Source organism: Halobacteriovorax sp. (genome assembly GCF_048381875.1).
GTDB lineage: Bacteria > Bdellovibrionota > Bacteriovoracia > Bacteriovoracales > Bacteriovoracaceae > Halobacteriovorax_A > Halobacteriovorax_A vibrionivorans.
Window position 1 is genome coordinate 194,027 of sequence record NZ_JBLXBP010000003.1, and the last position, 17,945, is coordinate 211,971.

15 protein-coding genes are annotated in these 17,945 nt (G+C 36.2%); 10 read left to right on the top strand and 5 right to left on the bottom strand.

Translation table 11 applies throughout. The features are described 5' to 3' along the window. Positions 1-22: 22 nt before the first annotated feature. The 4 genes from ACN5L8_RS09505 to ACN5L8_RS09520 are packed head-to-tail and all read left to right on the top strand — an operon-like array spanning position 23 to position 4,409. Positions 23-586 carry a metal-dependent transcriptional regulator gene (locus tag ACN5L8_RS09505; RefSeq protein ID WP_114705690.1) on the top strand — a complete coding sequence of 188 codons (564 nt, stop codon included), beginning with the start codon at positions 23-25 and terminating at the stop codon, positions 584-586. Beyond that, on the top strand, positions 549-1,127 hold the full coding sequence (locus ACN5L8_RS09510) for a hypothetical protein (protein WP_419172897.1): 579 nt from the start codon (positions 549-551) through the stop codon (positions 1,125-1,127). The genes ACN5L8_RS09505 and ACN5L8_RS09510 overlap by 38 nt, the downstream gene beginning before the upstream one ends. After that, positions 1,127-2,344 carry a hypothetical protein gene (locus tag ACN5L8_RS09515; protein WP_419172898.1) on the top strand — a complete coding sequence of 406 codons (1,218 nt, stop codon included), beginning with the start codon at positions 1,127-1,129 and terminating at the stop codon, positions 2,342-2,344. Before ACN5L8_RS09510 ends, ACN5L8_RS09515 begins: the two co-directional genes overlap by 1 nt. Positions 2,345-2,375: 31 nt before the next feature. After that, entirely contained in the window at positions 2,376-4,409 is a 2,034-nt protein-coding gene (locus ACN5L8_RS09520; protein WP_114705687.1) for a M3 family metallopeptidase, read from the top strand. Positions 4,410-4,643: 234 nt separating this feature from the next. Here ACN5L8_RS09520 and ACN5L8_RS09525 read toward each other — a convergent pair whose 3' ends face one another. From ACN5L8_RS09525 to ACN5L8_RS09535, 3 genes are read right to left on the bottom strand one after another with little or no spacing between them, the layout of a single operon-like run. Continuing rightward, positions 4,644-5,705: a saccharopine dehydrogenase gene (locus ACN5L8_RS09525; protein WP_419172899.1), complete on the bottom strand. Its 1,062-nt coding sequence runs from the start codon at positions 5,703-5,705 to the stop codon at positions 4,644-4,646. Positions 5,706-5,727: 22 nt separating this feature from the next. Beyond that, positions 5,728-6,975 (bottom strand): MFS transporter, encoded by a 1,248-nt coding sequence (locus ACN5L8_RS09530; protein ID WP_419172900.1) that lies wholly within the window; start codon positions 6,973-6,975, stop codon positions 5,728-5,730. A 2-nt stretch (positions 6,976-6,977) separates the two neighbouring features. Further along, positions 6,978-7,961 carry an NAD(P)H-dependent flavin oxidoreductase gene (locus ACN5L8_RS09535; RefSeq protein ID WP_419172901.1) on the bottom strand — a complete coding sequence of 328 codons (984 nt, stop codon included), beginning with the start codon at positions 7,959-7,961 and terminating at the stop codon, positions 6,978-6,980. A 113-nt stretch (positions 7,962-8,074) separates the two neighbouring features. Here ACN5L8_RS09535 and ACN5L8_RS09540 point away from each other — a divergent pair, with 113 nt between their 5' ends. The 4 genes from ACN5L8_RS09540 (at position 8,075) to ACN5L8_RS09555 (ending at position 14,052) form a co-directional block, all read left to right on the top strand. Next, the gene (locus ACN5L8_RS09540; protein WP_419172902.1) at positions 8,075-10,732 is read left to right on the top strand and encodes a helicase-related protein; all 2,658 of its coding nucleotides are present in this window, start codon (positions 8,075-8,077) and stop codon (positions 10,730-10,732) included. 3 nt (positions 10,733-10,735) lie between these two features. Then, complete coding sequence (locus tag ACN5L8_RS09545; protein ID WP_334677968.1) at positions 10,736-11,563, top strand: DUF455 family protein; 828 nt, start codon at positions 10,736-10,738, stop codon at positions 11,561-11,563. After that, complete coding sequence (locus tag ACN5L8_RS09550; protein WP_419168093.1) at positions 11,560-12,447, top strand: hypothetical protein; 888 nt, start codon at positions 11,560-11,562, stop codon at positions 12,445-12,447. The genes ACN5L8_RS09545 and ACN5L8_RS09550 overlap by 4 nt, the downstream gene beginning before the upstream one ends. A 99-nt stretch (positions 12,448-12,546) precedes the next feature. Continuing rightward, a complete protein-coding gene (locus ACN5L8_RS09555) occupies positions 12,547-14,052 on the top strand; it encodes a hypothetical protein (protein ID WP_419172903.1) in 1,506 nt (501 codons plus the stop codon). A gap of 3 nt (positions 14,053-14,055) precedes the next feature. Here the strand turns inward: ACN5L8_RS09555 and ACN5L8_RS09560 are convergent, their stop codons facing one another. Continuing rightward, positions 14,056-14,862, bottom strand: a complete 807-nt coding sequence (locus tag ACN5L8_RS09560; RefSeq protein ID WP_114705679.1) for an HD-GYP domain-containing protein — start codon at positions 14,860-14,862, stop codon at positions 14,056-14,058. Between the two features lie 187 nt (positions 14,863-15,049). Between ACN5L8_RS09560 and ACN5L8_RS09565 the strand changes: the two genes are divergently transcribed. Both ACN5L8_RS09565 and ACN5L8_RS09570 read left to right on the top strand, forming a co-directional pair. Beyond that, positions 15,050-16,120 carry a hypothetical protein gene (locus tag ACN5L8_RS09565; RefSeq protein ID WP_120405440.1) on the top strand — a complete coding sequence of 357 codons (1,071 nt, stop codon included), beginning with the start codon at positions 15,050-15,052 and terminating at the stop codon, positions 16,118-16,120. Further along, positions 16,101-16,778 (top strand): hypothetical protein, encoded by a 678-nt coding sequence (locus ACN5L8_RS09570; RefSeq protein ID WP_120405439.1) that lies wholly within the window; start codon positions 16,101-16,103, stop codon positions 16,776-16,778. Before ACN5L8_RS09565 ends, ACN5L8_RS09570 begins: the two co-directional genes overlap by 20 nt. Here ACN5L8_RS09570 and ACN5L8_RS09575 read toward each other — a convergent pair. Then, a complete protein-coding gene (locus ACN5L8_RS09575; RefSeq protein WP_419172904.1) occupies positions 16,775-17,941 on the bottom strand; it encodes a trans-sulfuration enzyme family protein in 1,167 nt (388 codons plus the stop codon). The two genes, ACN5L8_RS09570 and ACN5L8_RS09575, sit on opposite strands and share 4 nt — an antisense overlap. Positions 17,942-17,945 lie beyond the last annotated feature (4 nt).

The following is a 17,945-nucleotide window of genomic DNA, read 5'->3' on the forward strand; positions in this document are numbered from 1 at the left end:
AACCTAATTTGTGAGAAATATCATGGCCAATTTAGATACGAAAGATAAAAAACCACGTGAAGCAGAACTGTCACATTCAATGGTCCACTACCTGTTGGCCATCCATAAATTGAAGGAAGAAAAAGGTTATGCTCGTGTAACTGATATCGCTAAAGATTTAGGACTGACAAAAGGTTCTGTATCAACAGCTTTAAATAATCTTAAGAAAAGAGAACTTGTTAAAGAAGAAGACGATACAAAGTTTCTTCTTCTGACAGATAAGGGTCATGATGAAGTTCATCGCACTCTTACATCAAGAACTCTTCTTTACTATTTCCTAAAAGATTTTGTAGGTGTTTCTGAAGATATTGCTGAAAAAGATTCATGTATGATTGAGCACCTTTTAAGCGAGGAAACTAGTACGAAATTCTTCGATTTCATGAAGACACTTTCTTGCTCATGTGACGATTTAGCAAAAGATGGTAAACTACCTAAAGGTTTTAATTTTAAAACAACTTTAAGTCTTTGTGACTTTAAGTCTGCTGAAGAGTTCATGGAAGGGCAGAAGGGTGATACTTACTTACAAGAGGACGACCAAGATTCTTAAAATATTTACAATAGCTTTCATTGCATTATCAGTTAATGCAATGGAGTTTTGTTTTAAGAAAGGTCCTTCTATACACGCAACTCGTTTAAAAATTAAAGAATATCTAATTGAGGGTGAGTCCATAAAGATTCTTCCAAGCTCTCATTGTTTAGATGTAAAAGTTAAACCCACTCGTCAAATCTTTATTTCTAAAATTATAAAATCTCATTTTCGCTCTGATATTGAAGTTAATACGATACCTATTTTTAATTCTGAATTTTGTAAGTTTAAATTAAAAGAAGAAACAACTATCGAAGATAAAGTTTCTGAATCTATTTCAGAATTAATCTCAATGAATGGAGATGAATTTGATTTAGATCTAAGTGGTACTCAGCTGTCTATGATCTGTCATAAAAAAGCAGGATCATATTCATTAGATCTCATTAGTAAAAACACTCGTAAGGACCTTTTAAATATTAAATTAGAGACAGGTAAGTGGTTTGATCTTTCGACTCTTTCGTCTTTAGAGGGGAAGAAGTTCTCTTTAATGGTGATTGAATAATGAAAAGTCTTATTACTGCTGTTAAAGAAATTCATCACGGATTTCTTTCATTAAGTGTTTCTGAACGAAAAAATATTTTTGTCGTAACACTAACTCTATTTTTAGCTTTCTTCTCCTATCCTATGATTCGCTCAAGTGCTACGGCATTATTTATTGATAGCTATGGTGCAAAAAGCACTCCATGGATCTGGTTAAGCTCTGTAATGTTCTTAGGAATTAGTGTTAGCATCATCAATATCTTACAGACTCTTTATTCAATTGGTGCAATCTTTAATACAATTGTTGCAACGTCGATTGCCTTAATGGGCGGGGCCCTTATTGCCTCATTTAATGGAGTAGCATTTGGTAGTGGTGTCTTTGCAGTATGGAAAGAAGTTTATATTATTCTCGTTGTTCATTTGTCATTGGGTTATTTAAACTCTGTAATCAATATTAAAACAGCAAAACTTGTCTATGGCCCTCTTGGCGCTTTAGGTTCTATTGGCGGTGTCTTTGGTGGTCTATTAACCACAACTCTTATGAAGAACGTCGGTGTTTTTTATGCGGCAAGTGCAGGTCTATTTGTTTTGGCACTTGTGATTTTAATTTTTAGTTTTACTCAAAAGCAGTTTCTTGAAGCAAAAGATAAATCTCCAATAACTTCTCTAGAAGGAAAGAAGGCTTACGTCTTTTCGATTTGTGGATTAATTATTTTATCTCAATTCGTTATTAATCTTGCTAACTTTAAGTTTAATCTCGGCCTAGAGGTTTTTGATAGTGCTGATGCAAAAGGTGCATATCTTGGAAATATATATTCTTCCATTAATATCCTCTCTCTTGTTGTTCAACTCTTAGTTATTCCAATTGCCTTTAAGTATTTAAAAATTCCAATGGTACATATTTTGGTTCCAGTAGTTTTCCTTGTCTTAATTATACTGGATCGCGGTCAATTCTTAGGTCTTTTAGGAACGGCAATCCTCTTTGTTGGTTTTAAAGGGCTCGACTATTCTATATTCTCTGCAGCAAAAGAGATGCTCTATTTCCCTTTAACGCAGAAACAAAAGTATGGGGCCAAATATATTGTTGATATGATTGTGTACCGTGCGTCAAAAATGGGGATTTCAGCATTATTATTAGTCTTTACAAGTTTAGCTTTCACTCAGAATATGCTACTAATATCAGTGTTACTCTGGATATCTCTGGCCTCATTTATGGCCTATAAATTTCGTTCAGCGTAAAAATATTCATAAACTATATTTAGGAGTCTATATGTCTAATCCATTATTAGAGAAATTTACGAATCCATATGGCGCAAGACCATTTGATAAGATCAAAAATGAGCACTATATGCCGGCCATTAAAGAGGCCATTAAGATGCACAAAGAAGAAATCGAGGCCATCAAAAACTTTGATGGAGAGCTAACATTTGCCAATATTATTGAGCCATATGCAACTTCTGGAAGTGCAATTGAAGATATTTCAATGATCTTCTTTAACCTAAAGTCTGCAAATACAAATGATGAGATGAATGAGATTGCAAAAGAGTTCTCTCCACTTTTAACTGCACATGGAAACGACGTTAATCTCGATGCTGACTTATTTGCAAAGGTTAAAGTTGTTTTTGATAACAAAGAGAATGAAGATTTAAATGCTGAGCAAACAACACTTCTAAACAAAATCTACAAAGGCTTTGTAAGAAACGGTGCTCTTTTAAATGAAGACGATAAGAATAAAGTAAGAAAGATTGATGAAGAACTTTCTAAGTTAGGTCTTGAATTCTCTGATCATCTTTTAAAAGAAACGAATCGTTTTGAAATGGTGATTGATAATCAAGAAGACCTTGCTGGACTTCCTGAAGGACTTATTGAAGCTGCTGCAATGACAGCTACTGAAAAAGGTCATGATGGTAAGTGGGTTTTCACTCTTGATTATCCAAGCTTTGGGCCATTCATTACTTATGCCCAAAATCGTGAGCTAAGAAAGCAGATGACAATCGCTTCTGGGACAAAGTGTGCTAAGGGTGATGAACTTGATAACCAAGAAATCGTTAAGAGAATCGCTATGCTTAGACATGAAAGAGCTGGGATTCTTGGTTATAAGAGCCACGCGGACTATATTTTAGAAGAGCGCATGGCAATGAGTGCAAAGAATGTTTTTGATCTTTTAAACCAATTAAAAGACAAAGCCATGCCAGCTGCACTTGAGCATATGGATGAAGTAAAAGCATATGCAAAAGAAAAAGATGGTATCGAAGACTTCGCATCATGGGACTATATGTACTACTATGAGAAGTTAAAGAAAGAAAAGTATAGCATTGATGATGAAATGCTTAAGCCATACTTCAAATTAGAAAATGTTCTTAATGGAGTATTTGAAGTTGCAACAAAATTATACGGACTAAACTTTAAAGAAGTTAGTAATGTTCCAAAGTATCACGATGATGTAATGACTTATGAAATTACAGATCGCGATGGTAACTTTATTTCATTATTCTACGGTGACTACTTCCCACGTTCTTCAAAGCGTGGTGGAGCATGGATGACTGCATTTAGAGAACAATATGTTCAAAATGGTGAGGATATCCGTCCACATATTGCTAACGTTTGTAACTTTACAAAGCCAACGACAACAAAGCCTTCACTTCTAACTTTTAATGAAGTGACGACTCTATTCCACGAATTTGGACACGCACTTCATGGTATTCTAACAAAATGTCAGTACCGTATGCTTTCTGGTCCAAATGTATTCTGGGACTTCGTTGAACTTCCTTCTCAAATAATGGAAAACTGGGCATTTGAAAAAGAATGTCTTGATCTATTTGCTAAGCACTATGAAACAGGAGAGCTAATCCCAGAAGAATTAGTTCAAAAGCTAAAAGATAGTTCAAACTTTGGTGAAGGACGTCACACGATTCGCCAACTAAGCCTTGGGCTTCTTGATATGGCATGGCATTCAGGTGATCCTTCAAATATTACAAATGTAGAAGAATTTGAAACTCTAGCAACTAAGGATGTTCAACTTCTTCCAAAGATTCCAGGAACAATGACTTCTACAGCATTTGGACATATCTTTGCTGGTGGATATTCTGCTGGATACTACTCATATAAGTGGGCAGAAGTTCTTGATGCTGATGCATTTGAACTTTTCCTAGAAGAAGGGATCTTTAATACGACAATTGCTGATCGTTTTAGAGAGAATATCCTTGAAAAAGGTGGCTCAGAACACCCAATGGATCTTTATAAGAGATTCCGTGGCCGTGAACCTGAGGTTGATGCACTACTTAGACGTGGTGGTCTAATTTAGCGCCCCGCAGAATTGGCCGCCCTCGTCAGCTTCGGCTCCTGCCTCTCGCTGACATACCGGTCATCGTGACCATAAAGGCCAGTCTATTGTTTGCGGCGCTAGCTCCCCAGTCTTTAGCTAAAAAATTATTTCAACAAGCCGGGTTCAAGCCCGGCTTCGTTGTCTCAGGAGCAATGGGAAAGCCATCGCAAAGAAGAAGCGACACTTTAGCTTTGCTAAAGTTAGCAATAGAGCTTACTTATTAGCAGATTTTTTCGTCTCAAAAATCTCTTTAGCATGCGACCACGTAAAGTAATCCTTCGCATTCTTAAGCTCTAAAAGGTGAGGAATCAACTGATTCGAATAATCAATCGAACTTTCCTTTGGTAGTGCTGAAGGAAGATTATCAATGGCGATAATATTGCATTCATGATCGATAGAACTTTCAACTTTATGAAGAGGTTTATCCCATGTTGTATGCACGTTATAAATAGGAATAGGGTTTAAGTCACTATTTGGATCACAACTCACATCACAGATATAAGAGAGCTTCTGATTTCTCTCCATAAGTGATTTATCAAGAAATGGTGGAATCTTAGTCGTCATAAGAACTGTATTGATAAAGATGTCGGCATTAATGATTTCTTCAAAAGGGCCACCTTTCTTTGTTTCATCCACATCCCAATTAACTGATTCAAGTTCAAGATCATCAAGTAGCTCTCTAGCACCACTTCCGCAACGCCCTAAAGCGCCAATGATAAAGGTACAAGGGTTTCTTTTTCCTTGTCTCTTTTCATTTATAATTTTTAGCCATTCATCTTTTGAAGAGTAATGTCGCAGAGGAGCTGGAGAGTCTGAGAAGTAGTTCTCTACACTCAAGGCCGCCCCAACATATCCTGCCCAGTAACCAAATGCTGCTACTCTGCGTTTATCTTCATTTAACAAGAACTCAAGATCAAAGAGTGTTCCTTGACCTTCACTATAGCGATGGAAAACCTTTTCGGCTCCATTTTGTCCTTTATAGATATGGGCAAAGTAAATGTGATTATGTTTAAGTGGAAATGTGTCGGTTTCTTTTAATTCTTTTAGTCCTAAAATAAAGACATCATCCGAGACTGGAGCTTCTTCAATCCAGGCATGACTTTCTTTGATTTCACAACCTAATTTCTCATACTCTTGGATAGGAAAGATACGGTCATTAGATTTTTCTACAATAACTTTGTAACCTGCGTCCAAAAGCTTCTTTGCATTTTCTGGTGTTAGAGGAGTTCTTTTTTCAAACTCTTTATCTTCATCTCTTAACCAAATTGTTGTCATATTGATACCTTCTAATAACGTTTTATATACTGTCTTGGATTGATGTATCCCTTTCGACAGTTTCGTTATTAATATTAAATAATGCTTTCATATCGGAAAATAGCATCCTTGGAAAAATCAAGATGCAAAATGCGATACATACGATATAGAGTATTTCTTCTGTTTTAAAACTATTTCCAATAAACGTAAGAATGATCCCACCAAGTATATTTGGAACGACGAAGCCTAAGTCGAGCAAGGCAAAACTACGTGCTAGGTACTTAGTTTCTACTTTATTTGAGACATAATTTAGTTGATTTGTTATTCGTATAAAGACAACAAGTCCCCATATAAAGAAGATAATCAAAGTTGCAAAGTAGGAAGCTGACAGTAGCCAAACTGCCATTAGTATTGGTTCAATATAAAGCGCTGTTATTATAATTTTACCAACAGAATGATCTTTAAGAATAGTGGAGCTTGCCCAGCCACCAAAAAGCCCGCCAAGTCCAAATAGCGCTAATCCAATACCGTAGTCTTGTTTTGTAGCACCTAGAACTTCAGTCATATAAGGAAGTATTAATGGAAACATAAACCCAAGAACGAGCCCCTCGATGACAACGTTGGATAGAATCGCCGATAAAGGCTTTTGAGTCTTGGCGTATTTAATTCCATTCTTTATTTCGGAGATGAACTTCTCACTATCTTCTTCATGCTTAGGAGGATTATAGGTTAGTGACATAATAAAGAAGATACCCACGATATATGTTAGAAAATCTAAGGCAACGACTTCTTTAATACCACCAAAGGCGGTAAACATTGTGGCACCTAGAAATGGTCCAATCATATGAAGTACTGCAAAGGCCGAACCAAATAATGCGTTTGCCTTATTCATATCCTTTTGAGGAACTATATCATTTACCATTGCCTGGCGTGTTGGATTATACATTCCTGTGAAAAGAGCAATGAGCCCATCACATAAAATGACAACTTCAGGACTTTCCACAAAGAGAATAGTGAAGATAATCGGAATTCTAATATAATTGGTAAAAAGTAATACCTTCTTGCGATTATACTTCTCTCCAATAACACCACCGATGAGATTACCGATAGTGAGGAATAAGAGAAATACTGCTCGAGCAGCACCGAGATAGGCCTTATTATTACTTGATAGTTCAAAGACTAAGAGCATGAGGGCCGTCTCTGAAACAAAAGACCCAAGCTCAGACGTTAAGCCTGCAATATAGAGCTTTCTAAAATTTTGATAACGTAAAACCTTAGGAAGCTTAAACATAATTACGATCTTTTTGCTAAGAACTCTTCAACTGCTGTTTCATATTCAGTTATCAGACGTTTAACAATTTCTTGAACAGTTTCAATTTTTTCAATGAATTCGATTGAAGGGCCAGCAACCCAAACAGTTTTATATGTTGCTCCAAAGGCAGCTTTCTCAACTGCTTTCATTCCCTTATAACCAGTGAGCATCTTTGCATATTTTTTTAGCTTCTTATTCTTACTCATGGCCTTTTCAACGATATTTTGTTCTGTTCCTATTTTTTGTACATAAGGAGTGTTGATAACCGTACAAGGAGTCCCTGAGATCTTATTAGACATGACGATATCCTTGGCGCCGTAATTTACCACAGCTTCTTTATATGCATCTGAAACAATTGACTCTTTTGTCGCGATAAATGGTGAACCAATTGAAACACCTTCACAGCCAAGGGCCATGATACTAAATAAACCAGAACCTGTTGCGATACCACCTGCTGAAATAACTGGAATATCAAGATTTCTCTTAAGTAATGGAACAAGAATACTTGCTGGAGTTGGTCCAGCGTGACCTCCTGCTCCAGAGTTTACAGCGATTACTGCATCGGCTCCTTGATCTTGAACTTTCTTTGCATATTTTAGGTCAACAACATCACAGATAACTTTTGTACCTTGAGGATGACATTTCTCAATTACTTCCTTTGGGTTTCCAAGTGAAGTGATGATAAAATCAGGTGCATATTTTGCACATAGATCAATTTGCTTGTGCATGTGGATGTTTGACTGATTTACAATGATATTAATTCCAAATGGACCTTCACATCTTTCTTTTAGCTCTTTTAGACCTTCTTCAAATTCCTCTGATGTTCTCCAGTTTAGCGCTGGGATACAACCCATAATACCTGCCTTTGAAGCTTCAACTAGCATATCTATACTTGATACGAGGAACATCGGGGCCATGATAATTGGATATTTAATATTAAATGTTTCTGTGAGCCATGTTTTCATAACGAATCCTATTTATTTTAATTTTCAAATGACCTTTTGATTATAATGTATTTTTTTGTATTTAACACCTAAGATTACTTGCACAATTTCTTCCCGCAACGTATCTTTAAAGCATGAGCTCGCAAGAAATAAATAAGCTACCTGACTTCTCTGACATTAGAGAAAACATTGAAATAGAACGTAAAAATATTATCAAAGTCAATAATTTCGCCGAAGATGATAGTTATGTTAGAACGAGCGAAGATGCTCATATCGTCCTCGATTTTCTAGAAAGTCTTTTGACTCCGTTATGGAAAGTTTTTGATGAATATCCATCATTGGTTTACTTCTTTAACAATGAGTTCACTAATTTCAACTTGTTGATAAAGCAAGAAAATATTCTCGATCTAATCTTTATTGATGATTGCCTTATCCCAGAAAAAGAAGCTGTCTTTTTTGGACAAGATGGTGGTCTTTCTCAAAATGTTCTTTCTCTACATGAGAAGACATTCAAGATGTGGTCGCAGAAAATTGTTGATAAGCACAATGAAACACAAAAATTTATTCGAGCAGAAGATGTTGACTTAACTAAACATAAAATTGGTGAGTTAAAATGTCAGTGTATTAAATGTGTAAATGACTTCAGAGCTTTATTAAGAGACTCTGTTTACGAAAGTTGTGTTGAGTTAATTGACTCTAAGAAAGAAACTATCAAAGAAGAAATTGATAGCGGACTCAATACTGTTTCAGATATCGTCTTTGATCTACAAAAAAGACTTGATAAGAGTTTTTATAAATTAAGAAATACAATTAAGAGATCATCTCTTAATCGTCTAGAGAATCAGGTCAAACAATATTACCGTTCTGAATTTTCATACCCATCAGAATTAGCAAAATTACATAAACGTAATGTGCATATGCTCTTTGATCAGTATCTTGAAGAAAATGAATTAAGTACAGATCTGATCACAGAAGATGAGTATCATAAATTCTACTCATCACTTTCAACAAATTATTGGCGTAATGAGCGCTATCTAATTCGTGAATTTAAGAAGTTTGTTAAATCAATTATTATTCTCAAAAAGAAGGATGTATCTTCAACTATCCTTCAAGAATACCTAGGAGAGTTTTGGACTCACTCAGCTGCTAGACAAATGAAGAGAAAGATTGTCTATCACATGGGACCTACAAACTCTGGTAAAACATATCATGCTATCGAGAAGCTCTCGAGTGTTCCTAAAGGTTGCTATCTTGCACCACTAAGACTTCTTGCAGCTGAACTCTACGATACTTTAAACTCTAAAGGTGCAGTTACAACTCTTTTAACTGGTGAAGAAGTTATTGAAAGAGAAGGTTCGACTCACTATTCATCAACGATTGAAATGGCCAGGCTCCAAGAAGTCTTTGACTGTTGTGTAATTGATGAAATCCAAATGATTGCAGATCCATCTCGTGGTTGGGCATGGACAAGGGCCTTAGTAAATATCATGGCAGATGAAGTTCACCTATGTGGTGATGCTTCAGCTCTTGAGATGGTAAGAAATATTGTCGATCTATGTGGTGATGAACTTATCATAAATGAATATACAAGAATGACTGAGCTCTATGTTGAACCTCATCCAATCGTTCTTGCAGATATGCAAAAGAATGATGCACTTATTGTATTTTCTAGAAAGAATGCACTAAGACACAAGAGAGACCTAGAGCGTCTCGGATATAAAGTTTCGATTGTATACGGTCGACTCTCGCCGGAGGTTCGTCGTGAGCAAGCGAGAAAATTTGATCAAGGTGAAACTGATGTCATTGTATCCACTGATGCAATTGCCATGGGGATGAACCTTCCAATTAAGAGAGTTGTTTTTACGACTCTATCAAAATTCTATGATGGCCAACAACACGATATCTCAGTAAGTGAGATTAAGCAGATTGGTGGTCGAGCAGGACGTTACCAACGTTTTCCAAAAGGTGCTGTTACTTGTCTTCGTAAAGTTGAAGATGGAATCGAAAGTATTAAAGAGGCCATGAGTGCAGTACTGGAGCAGAGTGAAAAATGTATGGTTGGTCCTGACTTAGATATTTTCAACCAAGTCAACCGTGCTTTAATAGATAATAATCTTCCAAAATTAAAGCTCTCTGAGTTCTTAAGGCTCTTTAACACAATGACATTCCAAAAGCCTTTTGAGTGCGTTGATATGAAAGAGATGATCGAGCTGGCCGAGATGGTTGAGGATGCTGACTCTAATGGAACACTTACTGATGCAGAGATCTTCGGGTTTGCATGTGCTCCAGTAAATTTAGGCTTAAGTGACCATGTTCAACATTATAATTGGATCCTTCATAAGTATGTAAATATGGAAGGGATTCCGGCCGAGCCAATTGAGCATGACTCTGGGGATATTGATTATCTTGAAACTTCCATTAAATGTGTCGAGCTTTATCAATGGCTATCAAGACACTTTAATAATAAGAACTTCGTTTATTCAGAAGTTGAGCTTTTAAATAATAAGCAACTTGCTATTGATCAGCTAAATGAACTCTTATCACAAAAAATTGTTGCTAAGTGTTCTTCATGTGGTTGCAAGCTTCCTGATGATTCAAAATTTCCAATTTGTGAGGAATGTTTTGAGAAGAGGAAGGCCGCTCGTCGTAGACCTGGCGGAAATCGCCGCGGAAAGCCTGGCCAAGGTGGAAAAGGCCGTCGTCCAGGTGGTAAAAACTTTAAAGGCAAACCAAATTCTGGACAAGGTAAGCGTAAGAATGTTAGTCGTAAGAGAAAAGTTACCAAACGATGAGTCATGAATATATACGATTACGCAAGGCTATTATTAGAATCACCAAATCTAGAGGATAAGCTTACTGCAACTAGTGTGGTAAGTGATTTATCTTATCAAAAAACGGCCGATGGTATCAAAGATCTCATGCCTGAGCGTGAGTCCCGTATTAAATTTTCCAGTGAGCAAGTGAAATTCCCAAAGAAAGGAAGTTTTCACTTGGATGAAAAGAAGGCCATGGCACTTCACTTCTTTGCTAATCATGAGTTACTGGCGATTGAGATGATGGCGGCAGCTCTAATGTATATTCCAATTGAAGATAAGTCTCAATACAAGCGTATTGCAACGGGAATACTTTCTACAATTGATGATGAAATCAAGCACTTCAATCTCTATCGAAAACGAATGAATGATTTTGGAATAGACTTTGGCGATCTTCCTGTAAATGACTTCTTTTGGCGTCAGATGCAAAAGTTAACAAGCTTTGAAGAATACTTTGCCGTTATGGCATTAACATTTGAAGCTGCAAACTTAGACTTTGCAAAATTCTATCGTGATATATTTGCAGGGGTTGGAGATAAGAAGTCATCTGCAATCTTAAATGTAGTATATGAAGATGAGATTTCTCATGTGGGATTTGGAATTCATTGGCTAAATCGCTGGAGAAACGAAAAAGACCTTTGGGAGTTCTATGTCTCTTCACTTCCTGACTTACTATCACCAGCAAGGGCCAAGGGCATGATTTTCGATCATGAAGGAAGAGTTCGTACAGGCATGGATGAAGACTTCATTGAGAAAATTAAAAATTATCAAGATGGATTCATCGTTACAAAACGCAAGGAATGGAAGTGAGATTTAGGGTAAACCTCGATTTCGATGCGGCCTTAAGTCGGAATAATAAAAACTTCAAAAATGAAAAGTTCTTAAAAGAGTTAGAGTATATTTTCTTTCTTGTAAATAATGGATCTAATGTAACTCTATGTTCCCAAAATAAATACTCAAATAAGTACTTAAGTCATCTTCATGATCTTGGTTTTACGATACCTAATATTGACGACAATATTACAAATTATATTAACTGGTGGGGTAACTTAGAAAACTTTGAACAGGTTAAAGAGACCAATTCAAAATGTGCTTTAGCGAAATGGCATAGGCCTTTAGCTGATGAGATTATAAGATCTAAAGAGGACTTAGAAGAATCATTTCCAACTTTTTACCGACCAGATCAAACATTTTCTGGAATAGGAAACAAGGTATTAAATTCTGTAAAAGACTTCGAAAGACTAGGGTTTCCAGGTGTTCAATCTCGCTATGTAAAAGTTGTAAAAACATTTGGTGTTACTTACGACTTTAAAAATAATGACTACTTTATTGTAGAAAATTTCGTTAGTGATAAGGGAGAGTTTAAAGGAGGGCGTCTAATTCAAATCAATGAGCTTCCTATTTCTTTTGATCTTGAGAAATACATCAATGATATTAAAGAGCATATTCCAGAAGCTCTTTTAAATAATAAAATTCAATTTGATAATATGATCTATCTTGAAAATTCTGAATCTAAAATTTGTCCTATTGTTGAGATTAATTATCGTCGCACGATGGGAGAAGTCATCATGAACGTAACCAAAGTCTTAGGTGATGGGACATTATATTTTGGTGATAAAACTGCCTTGAATTCAAACTCTTTGATTCTATCTCCTGATTTCGTTAAAAATATTTGCTACTTTAACCGAGCTTAAGGGTTGGTTAAAAGCGCTAAATAGAGAATATTCCTTCATCGATTTCCATTTATACAGTAAAATGAAAGAGTTCTTTAGTTTAGAATTAGGAGAATTTACGTGGCCAAGAAAGGTTTTTTCGACAAGATGAAAGGAAAGCTCAAGAAGTCAGAAGATGATGAAGAGTTACTTGATGAGTATTCTGAAGAGTCTGAAGATGAACTTGATGAAGAAGATGAATCAGTCGATTTAGACGACGCCACGTCTACTGATATAAAGATACCAGGAGGACCTGAGATACAAGGGATTCCAACCGATGAAGATATTTCAGAATTTGATGATGAAGTCGAAGCTGAAGACGCTATTGATAATGATGAATCAGATGACGAAGAATACGATGATGATGAGGATGAAGATGAAGATGAGGAAGAGGAAGAAGAGAGCTTCTTAGAGAAACAATTACCTTTTCTTGCAAAGTTATTAAATAAGAAAAAATCTGACGATGATGAAGACGAAGACGAAGACGATGATGATGAAGAAGATGATGATGAAGAAGACGAAGAAGATGAAGAAGATGACGATAAAGAAAAGAGCTTTCTAGAAAAGCAGTTGCCATTCTTAGCAAAGCTAATGAAGAAGAAAAAGTCTGATGACGAAGATGACGATGAAGATGGTGACGAGGAAGATGAAGACGACGATGACGATGATGATGAAGATGAAAAGGATGAGAAAAAAGAGAAGAAAAGCAAACTCATTAAGATCATCTTAATTGTCGCTGTAGTCGCTATGGCCGTTGATACCTTCTTACTTAGTGATTCTTCTGAAGAAGAAGTTCCAGAGGTGGCCCCAGTAAAAAGAAAAGCAAGAAAGCCACGAAAAGCTAAACCAAAGAAAACGCAAGATAAGGCACAAGAAAAAACAGTTCAAAAAGCTGACGAAAAGAAGCCTGAAAATACTAAAGAGGAAACTAAGCCAGTTGTAGAAGCTAAAGATGAGCAACCACAAGGTGATAGTCAACCTGCTGGGCCAAGTGATGAACCTCAGGCGAAACCTTCAGATGAAGTGACAAATCAAAACGTTACTCAAGAAACAAAGTCTGATACTGAAAGCTCTGATGGTAATGTTGATTCAATGAATGAACCACAAGTTGAAGATCAAGCAACTACAACGAATCAGGAGTTAGGTGAGAAAACGCAGGAGCCATCTTCTGATCCACTTATTGTGGCGCCTTTGCCTGAGACTAGTGATATGGATTCTACTATGATGGGTGAAGCAAGTGATTCCAATGAAGATGAAGATCAAAAAGAGTCTCTTGATTCTGCTTTAGGAAAAATCGTCGATAAGCTTGAAGAAAACAAAACGGCCACAAAGGATAAGGTTAAGTATAGTGCTCCACCTAATTATGAAAACTTTGGTCGTGGACTTGTTTATAATTGTAAAGGAAAACACTGGGCATGTGTTGATCGTGAAGCATATATGAGCTGTAAGGCAAACCAAGCTTGGTTTAGACAAGAAGGCAAGCCAACGGAATGTGCAACATCGAAGATTTTAGCAACGGAATACGATTGTAGAACTTTACAGGAGTATAATATTAATACTGTTGCTGAAACACCAAAGTGTGATTAGAGATTAAGCAGCATCTTTTTTGAAGAGGCCATCTATGATAGTAAGAGTAAAAGTTTTCTCTTGCTTAGCTTCTTCTTTTTTCATTGCGCGAATAAATGCTTGTGCTAGCTCTGGGTCAAATTGTGATCCAGAGAACTCATCGAGTTCTTCATAAGCAACTTCATAATCAAGTCCCTTACGGTAAACTCTTGTTGAAGTCATAGCATCAAATGTATCAGCAATAAGAATAATTCTAGAGAAAAGAGGAATCTCTTCGCCTTTTAGTCCTTCCGGATAACCACGTCCATCCCATCTCTCATGATGGTATTTTGCAAACTTTGCAACTTTTTCAAAATGAGTAAAGCCTTGTAGGATTTCATAAGATTTCTCAGGATGACTCTTCATTTGAAGGAATTCATCTTCAGTAAGTCTTGATGGTTTATTAAGAACGGAGTCAGGAACTCCAATTTTACCAATATCATGAAATAGAGCAGATAGTTCTAGGTCATATAATTCTTCTTCATTTAGTCCAATTTCTCTTCCTAAAGTGAGGCTGAAATAAGCAACGCGAGTACTATGTCCATATGTATAATGATCTTTGCAGTCTAGTGCGTGAAGGATTGTTCGAGCGGCCATCTCACAGATCTTTTTCTGTTCTAGTTTTAAGGCCTTGTTTTCTGCTTCTAATACGGCAGTAGGATCTGTCTGTACAGAGTTTGAAACCTTGTTCTTTGTGTTGGCTTTAGGTGATGTCGTTTTTTTGTCAGCACTCTTACGAGTACTCGCTTTTTTTCTGCGTTCACCCAAATTTACGATTTTGCTCTTCTTCATTTATCAAGACCTAGTGTTATAGTCAGGTTATACCCATATTCTAATAATTCTTCGGGTTATTCTTAAGGAATCTTTAATTTAATCGGGGCATTAGTATGATATTAGTCGCTTATTGTGCTAGAATACTTTCTTAAGGTGCCAAAATTTAGTGCCATACCTATATAATTTTGAATACTTAGGAAGAGTTATGCACGTTCGAATTATTGATTCAGATATCGATAAAATTGCCGTCGATAAGCTAAATAATCTATTAGAATTATTAAATTTACCACAATCTCAAGAGGGACAATCTTCAATTGACCGTGAACTTGATGCAAGTCAAGTGGTGTTTACAAAGTCATTTAAGAATGTCGAAAGCAAGGACCATTTTATTATTATCTATAATGAAGGGGATGATCTTGATCGTTCATTATTAGATAATGAGATGTGTCTTGGAATATTTTTTGCAGACAAGTCTGTAGAAGAAAACTATCTCAATATAAAAAATGCGATAGAAGGGCTAAGAGCGTTAGAAACTCAAAAGCAATTATTATTCAAGATGAATTCTGTTATGGAAGGACTTGTTGGCCAAGTCGAAAATATTAAAGAAATGCATCGTAATATGGCGCCTTTTAGAAGTGAAAAGCTAAGAGGAGTAGGAATTACTTCACGCTTTTGTGCTGGTACATCAAATGGTGGCGAGTTTTTTGACTTCTTTAAAATTGGTGGCGAAGTATGGATTGTTTCATTACATGCATCATCATATATGCTTATCGGAAACTTCTTATCACTAATCGAAACTTGGAAGCTAGAGTCTAATATTGATATGACTAAAGTCATCTCAAACTTAGAAAGTAAGAAAGATGACTTTAGTGAATATGGAGATGCTTCCATTTTAATTGCTAGAATTAAGCTTTCAGACTTAAGTGCTGAGGTGCTTAATATTGGTGATCATGAATTATTAAATAAAGCTGGTGTTGTATTAGCGAGAAATGGTAGCGCGTTCCCATCGAACTATAATACATCAACGCAAGAAGTTCAGTTAAATAAAGGTGAAGGCCTGTTATTACTATCTCCTGGCTTTTTTAAGAATATTGAAGATAAAATTGATGGAGAAGAGTATTTAACATTTGTTAAAAAGAATTGGGCGGCTCCTGTTGAATTCATTAGTGAATTAACATTTCAAACAAAAAAGGGCTATAATGAGAATGACTTCTTACCAAATGATCAAACAATTCTAATGATAGAGGTAGATAAAAATGCAATTTCTAAAATTTAGTATTCTATTTTTAACAATTAATTCAGTAATAGCATTTACAGGGACTGAATGTTTTCAGTCTTCCTTTGATGTTTCTGTCTCTCATAAGTCATCACCATTTGGACTTTTAAATAAAACCCTGACTATTTCTAAAAAAGAATGTGAAGTCGAAGTGGCCCATAACGAATATAAGTATCACAATCGATCGTGGGTGATTGATATTTGTCGAGATCCAGTTCATATAAAATCAACGACGACGTCAATCGATGTTTATCGTAAGGCCGGAGAGTGTCATAAAACTTCAAATGACTTCTGTGATGAGTATAAGACAATACGTAAAATTATCGAAGATGATGGGCTTATCTTTGCAGAAGGTGCAAAGAATAATCTTAATGATCCACACGGAAGAGTTTTTTGTGCAAGCTTAGTACTAAACGCATACTTGAAAGAAAATAATATTTTTAATCGCAATGGTAATTATGATTCATTAATGATTCGTAAGCCAATTGCGAGAATACCTGAAGATATAAAAAAAGCTAGAGCAGAGTTCAAAGCAGAAGAAGAAACAAAAGTTGAGACAACGCAAGACAAAGCAGCAGAGACTGAAGTTGAAGAGTCTTCAGACACAAGCTCTGATGGCCTTGAAATTGATGAAAATGCAGGCCCTGGAACTTTCTAGATTGTCTTAAATGCTCTTTCTAAATCTGAAATTAAATCATTAGCATCTTCAATACCTACAGATAGCCTTATTAGGTTATCTGTTAGGCCGATACTTTCACGAACATTCTTGGGAACAGAAGCATGAGTCATGATGGCCGGGTGTTCAATTAAGCTCTCAACACCACCAAGGCTTTCAGCTAAAGAGAACATGTCGACGTTTTGTAAAAACTTCTTAGACTTTCTAATGTCACCTTTTAGGAAAAATGTAATCATCCCTCCAAAGCCACTCATTTGTTTTTTTGCAATTTTATGTTGAGGGTGACTCTTAAGGCCTGGGTAGAGAACTTTATCTACTTTTGGATGCGACTCGAGATACTTTGCTATTTTCATTGCATTCTTTGCATGAGCTTCCATTCTAATAGCAAGAGTCTTGATACCTCTAAGTACTAACCAAGAGTCAAATGGTGATTGTGTTGGTCCAAGAGATTTTTGAAGTGTCCAAAGTTTCTCGTAAAGTGCTTTGTTGTTGAGCATACAGGCTCCACCAACAACATCAGAGTGACCATTGATATATTTAGTCATTGAGTGCATCACAATGTCAGCACCAAGATCTAATGGGTTTTGAAAATAAGGACTCATAAATGTGTTATCAACAACAGTTAAAGTCTTATATTTTTTCGCAAGTTCTGAAACTTTCTTAATATCAGAAATTTTTAAAAGTGGGTTCGTTGGTGTTTCTACCCACATTAATTTAGGCTTATGTTCTTTTAGTGCCTCTTCAACTTTTTTAGGATCAGTTGTATCGACAAAGATAAACTTATGAATGGAATTAAAAACGGTCGTAAAGAGACGATAAGTTCCACCATATACATCATCACCACAAAGAATCGTTGATCCAGCTGGCAGAGCATGCATTATTAGCATTTCAATTGAAACACCGCTTGACGTTGCCAGTGCATATTTTGCGTTCTCTAGTGCCGTAAGTGATTCTTCTAATCGCGTCCTTGTTGGATTATGACAACGTGAATACTCGTAGCCTTGGTGAATACCTGGGCTTGTTTGAGCATATGTTGTTGTTTGATGAATTGGCGGTATAACTGCGCCTGTTTCTTTGTCGGGGTGAGCCCCGGCATGGATACATACCGAGGCTTTTGCTGCTTTTTTAAGAGTGCTTTTCTTCAAGCCT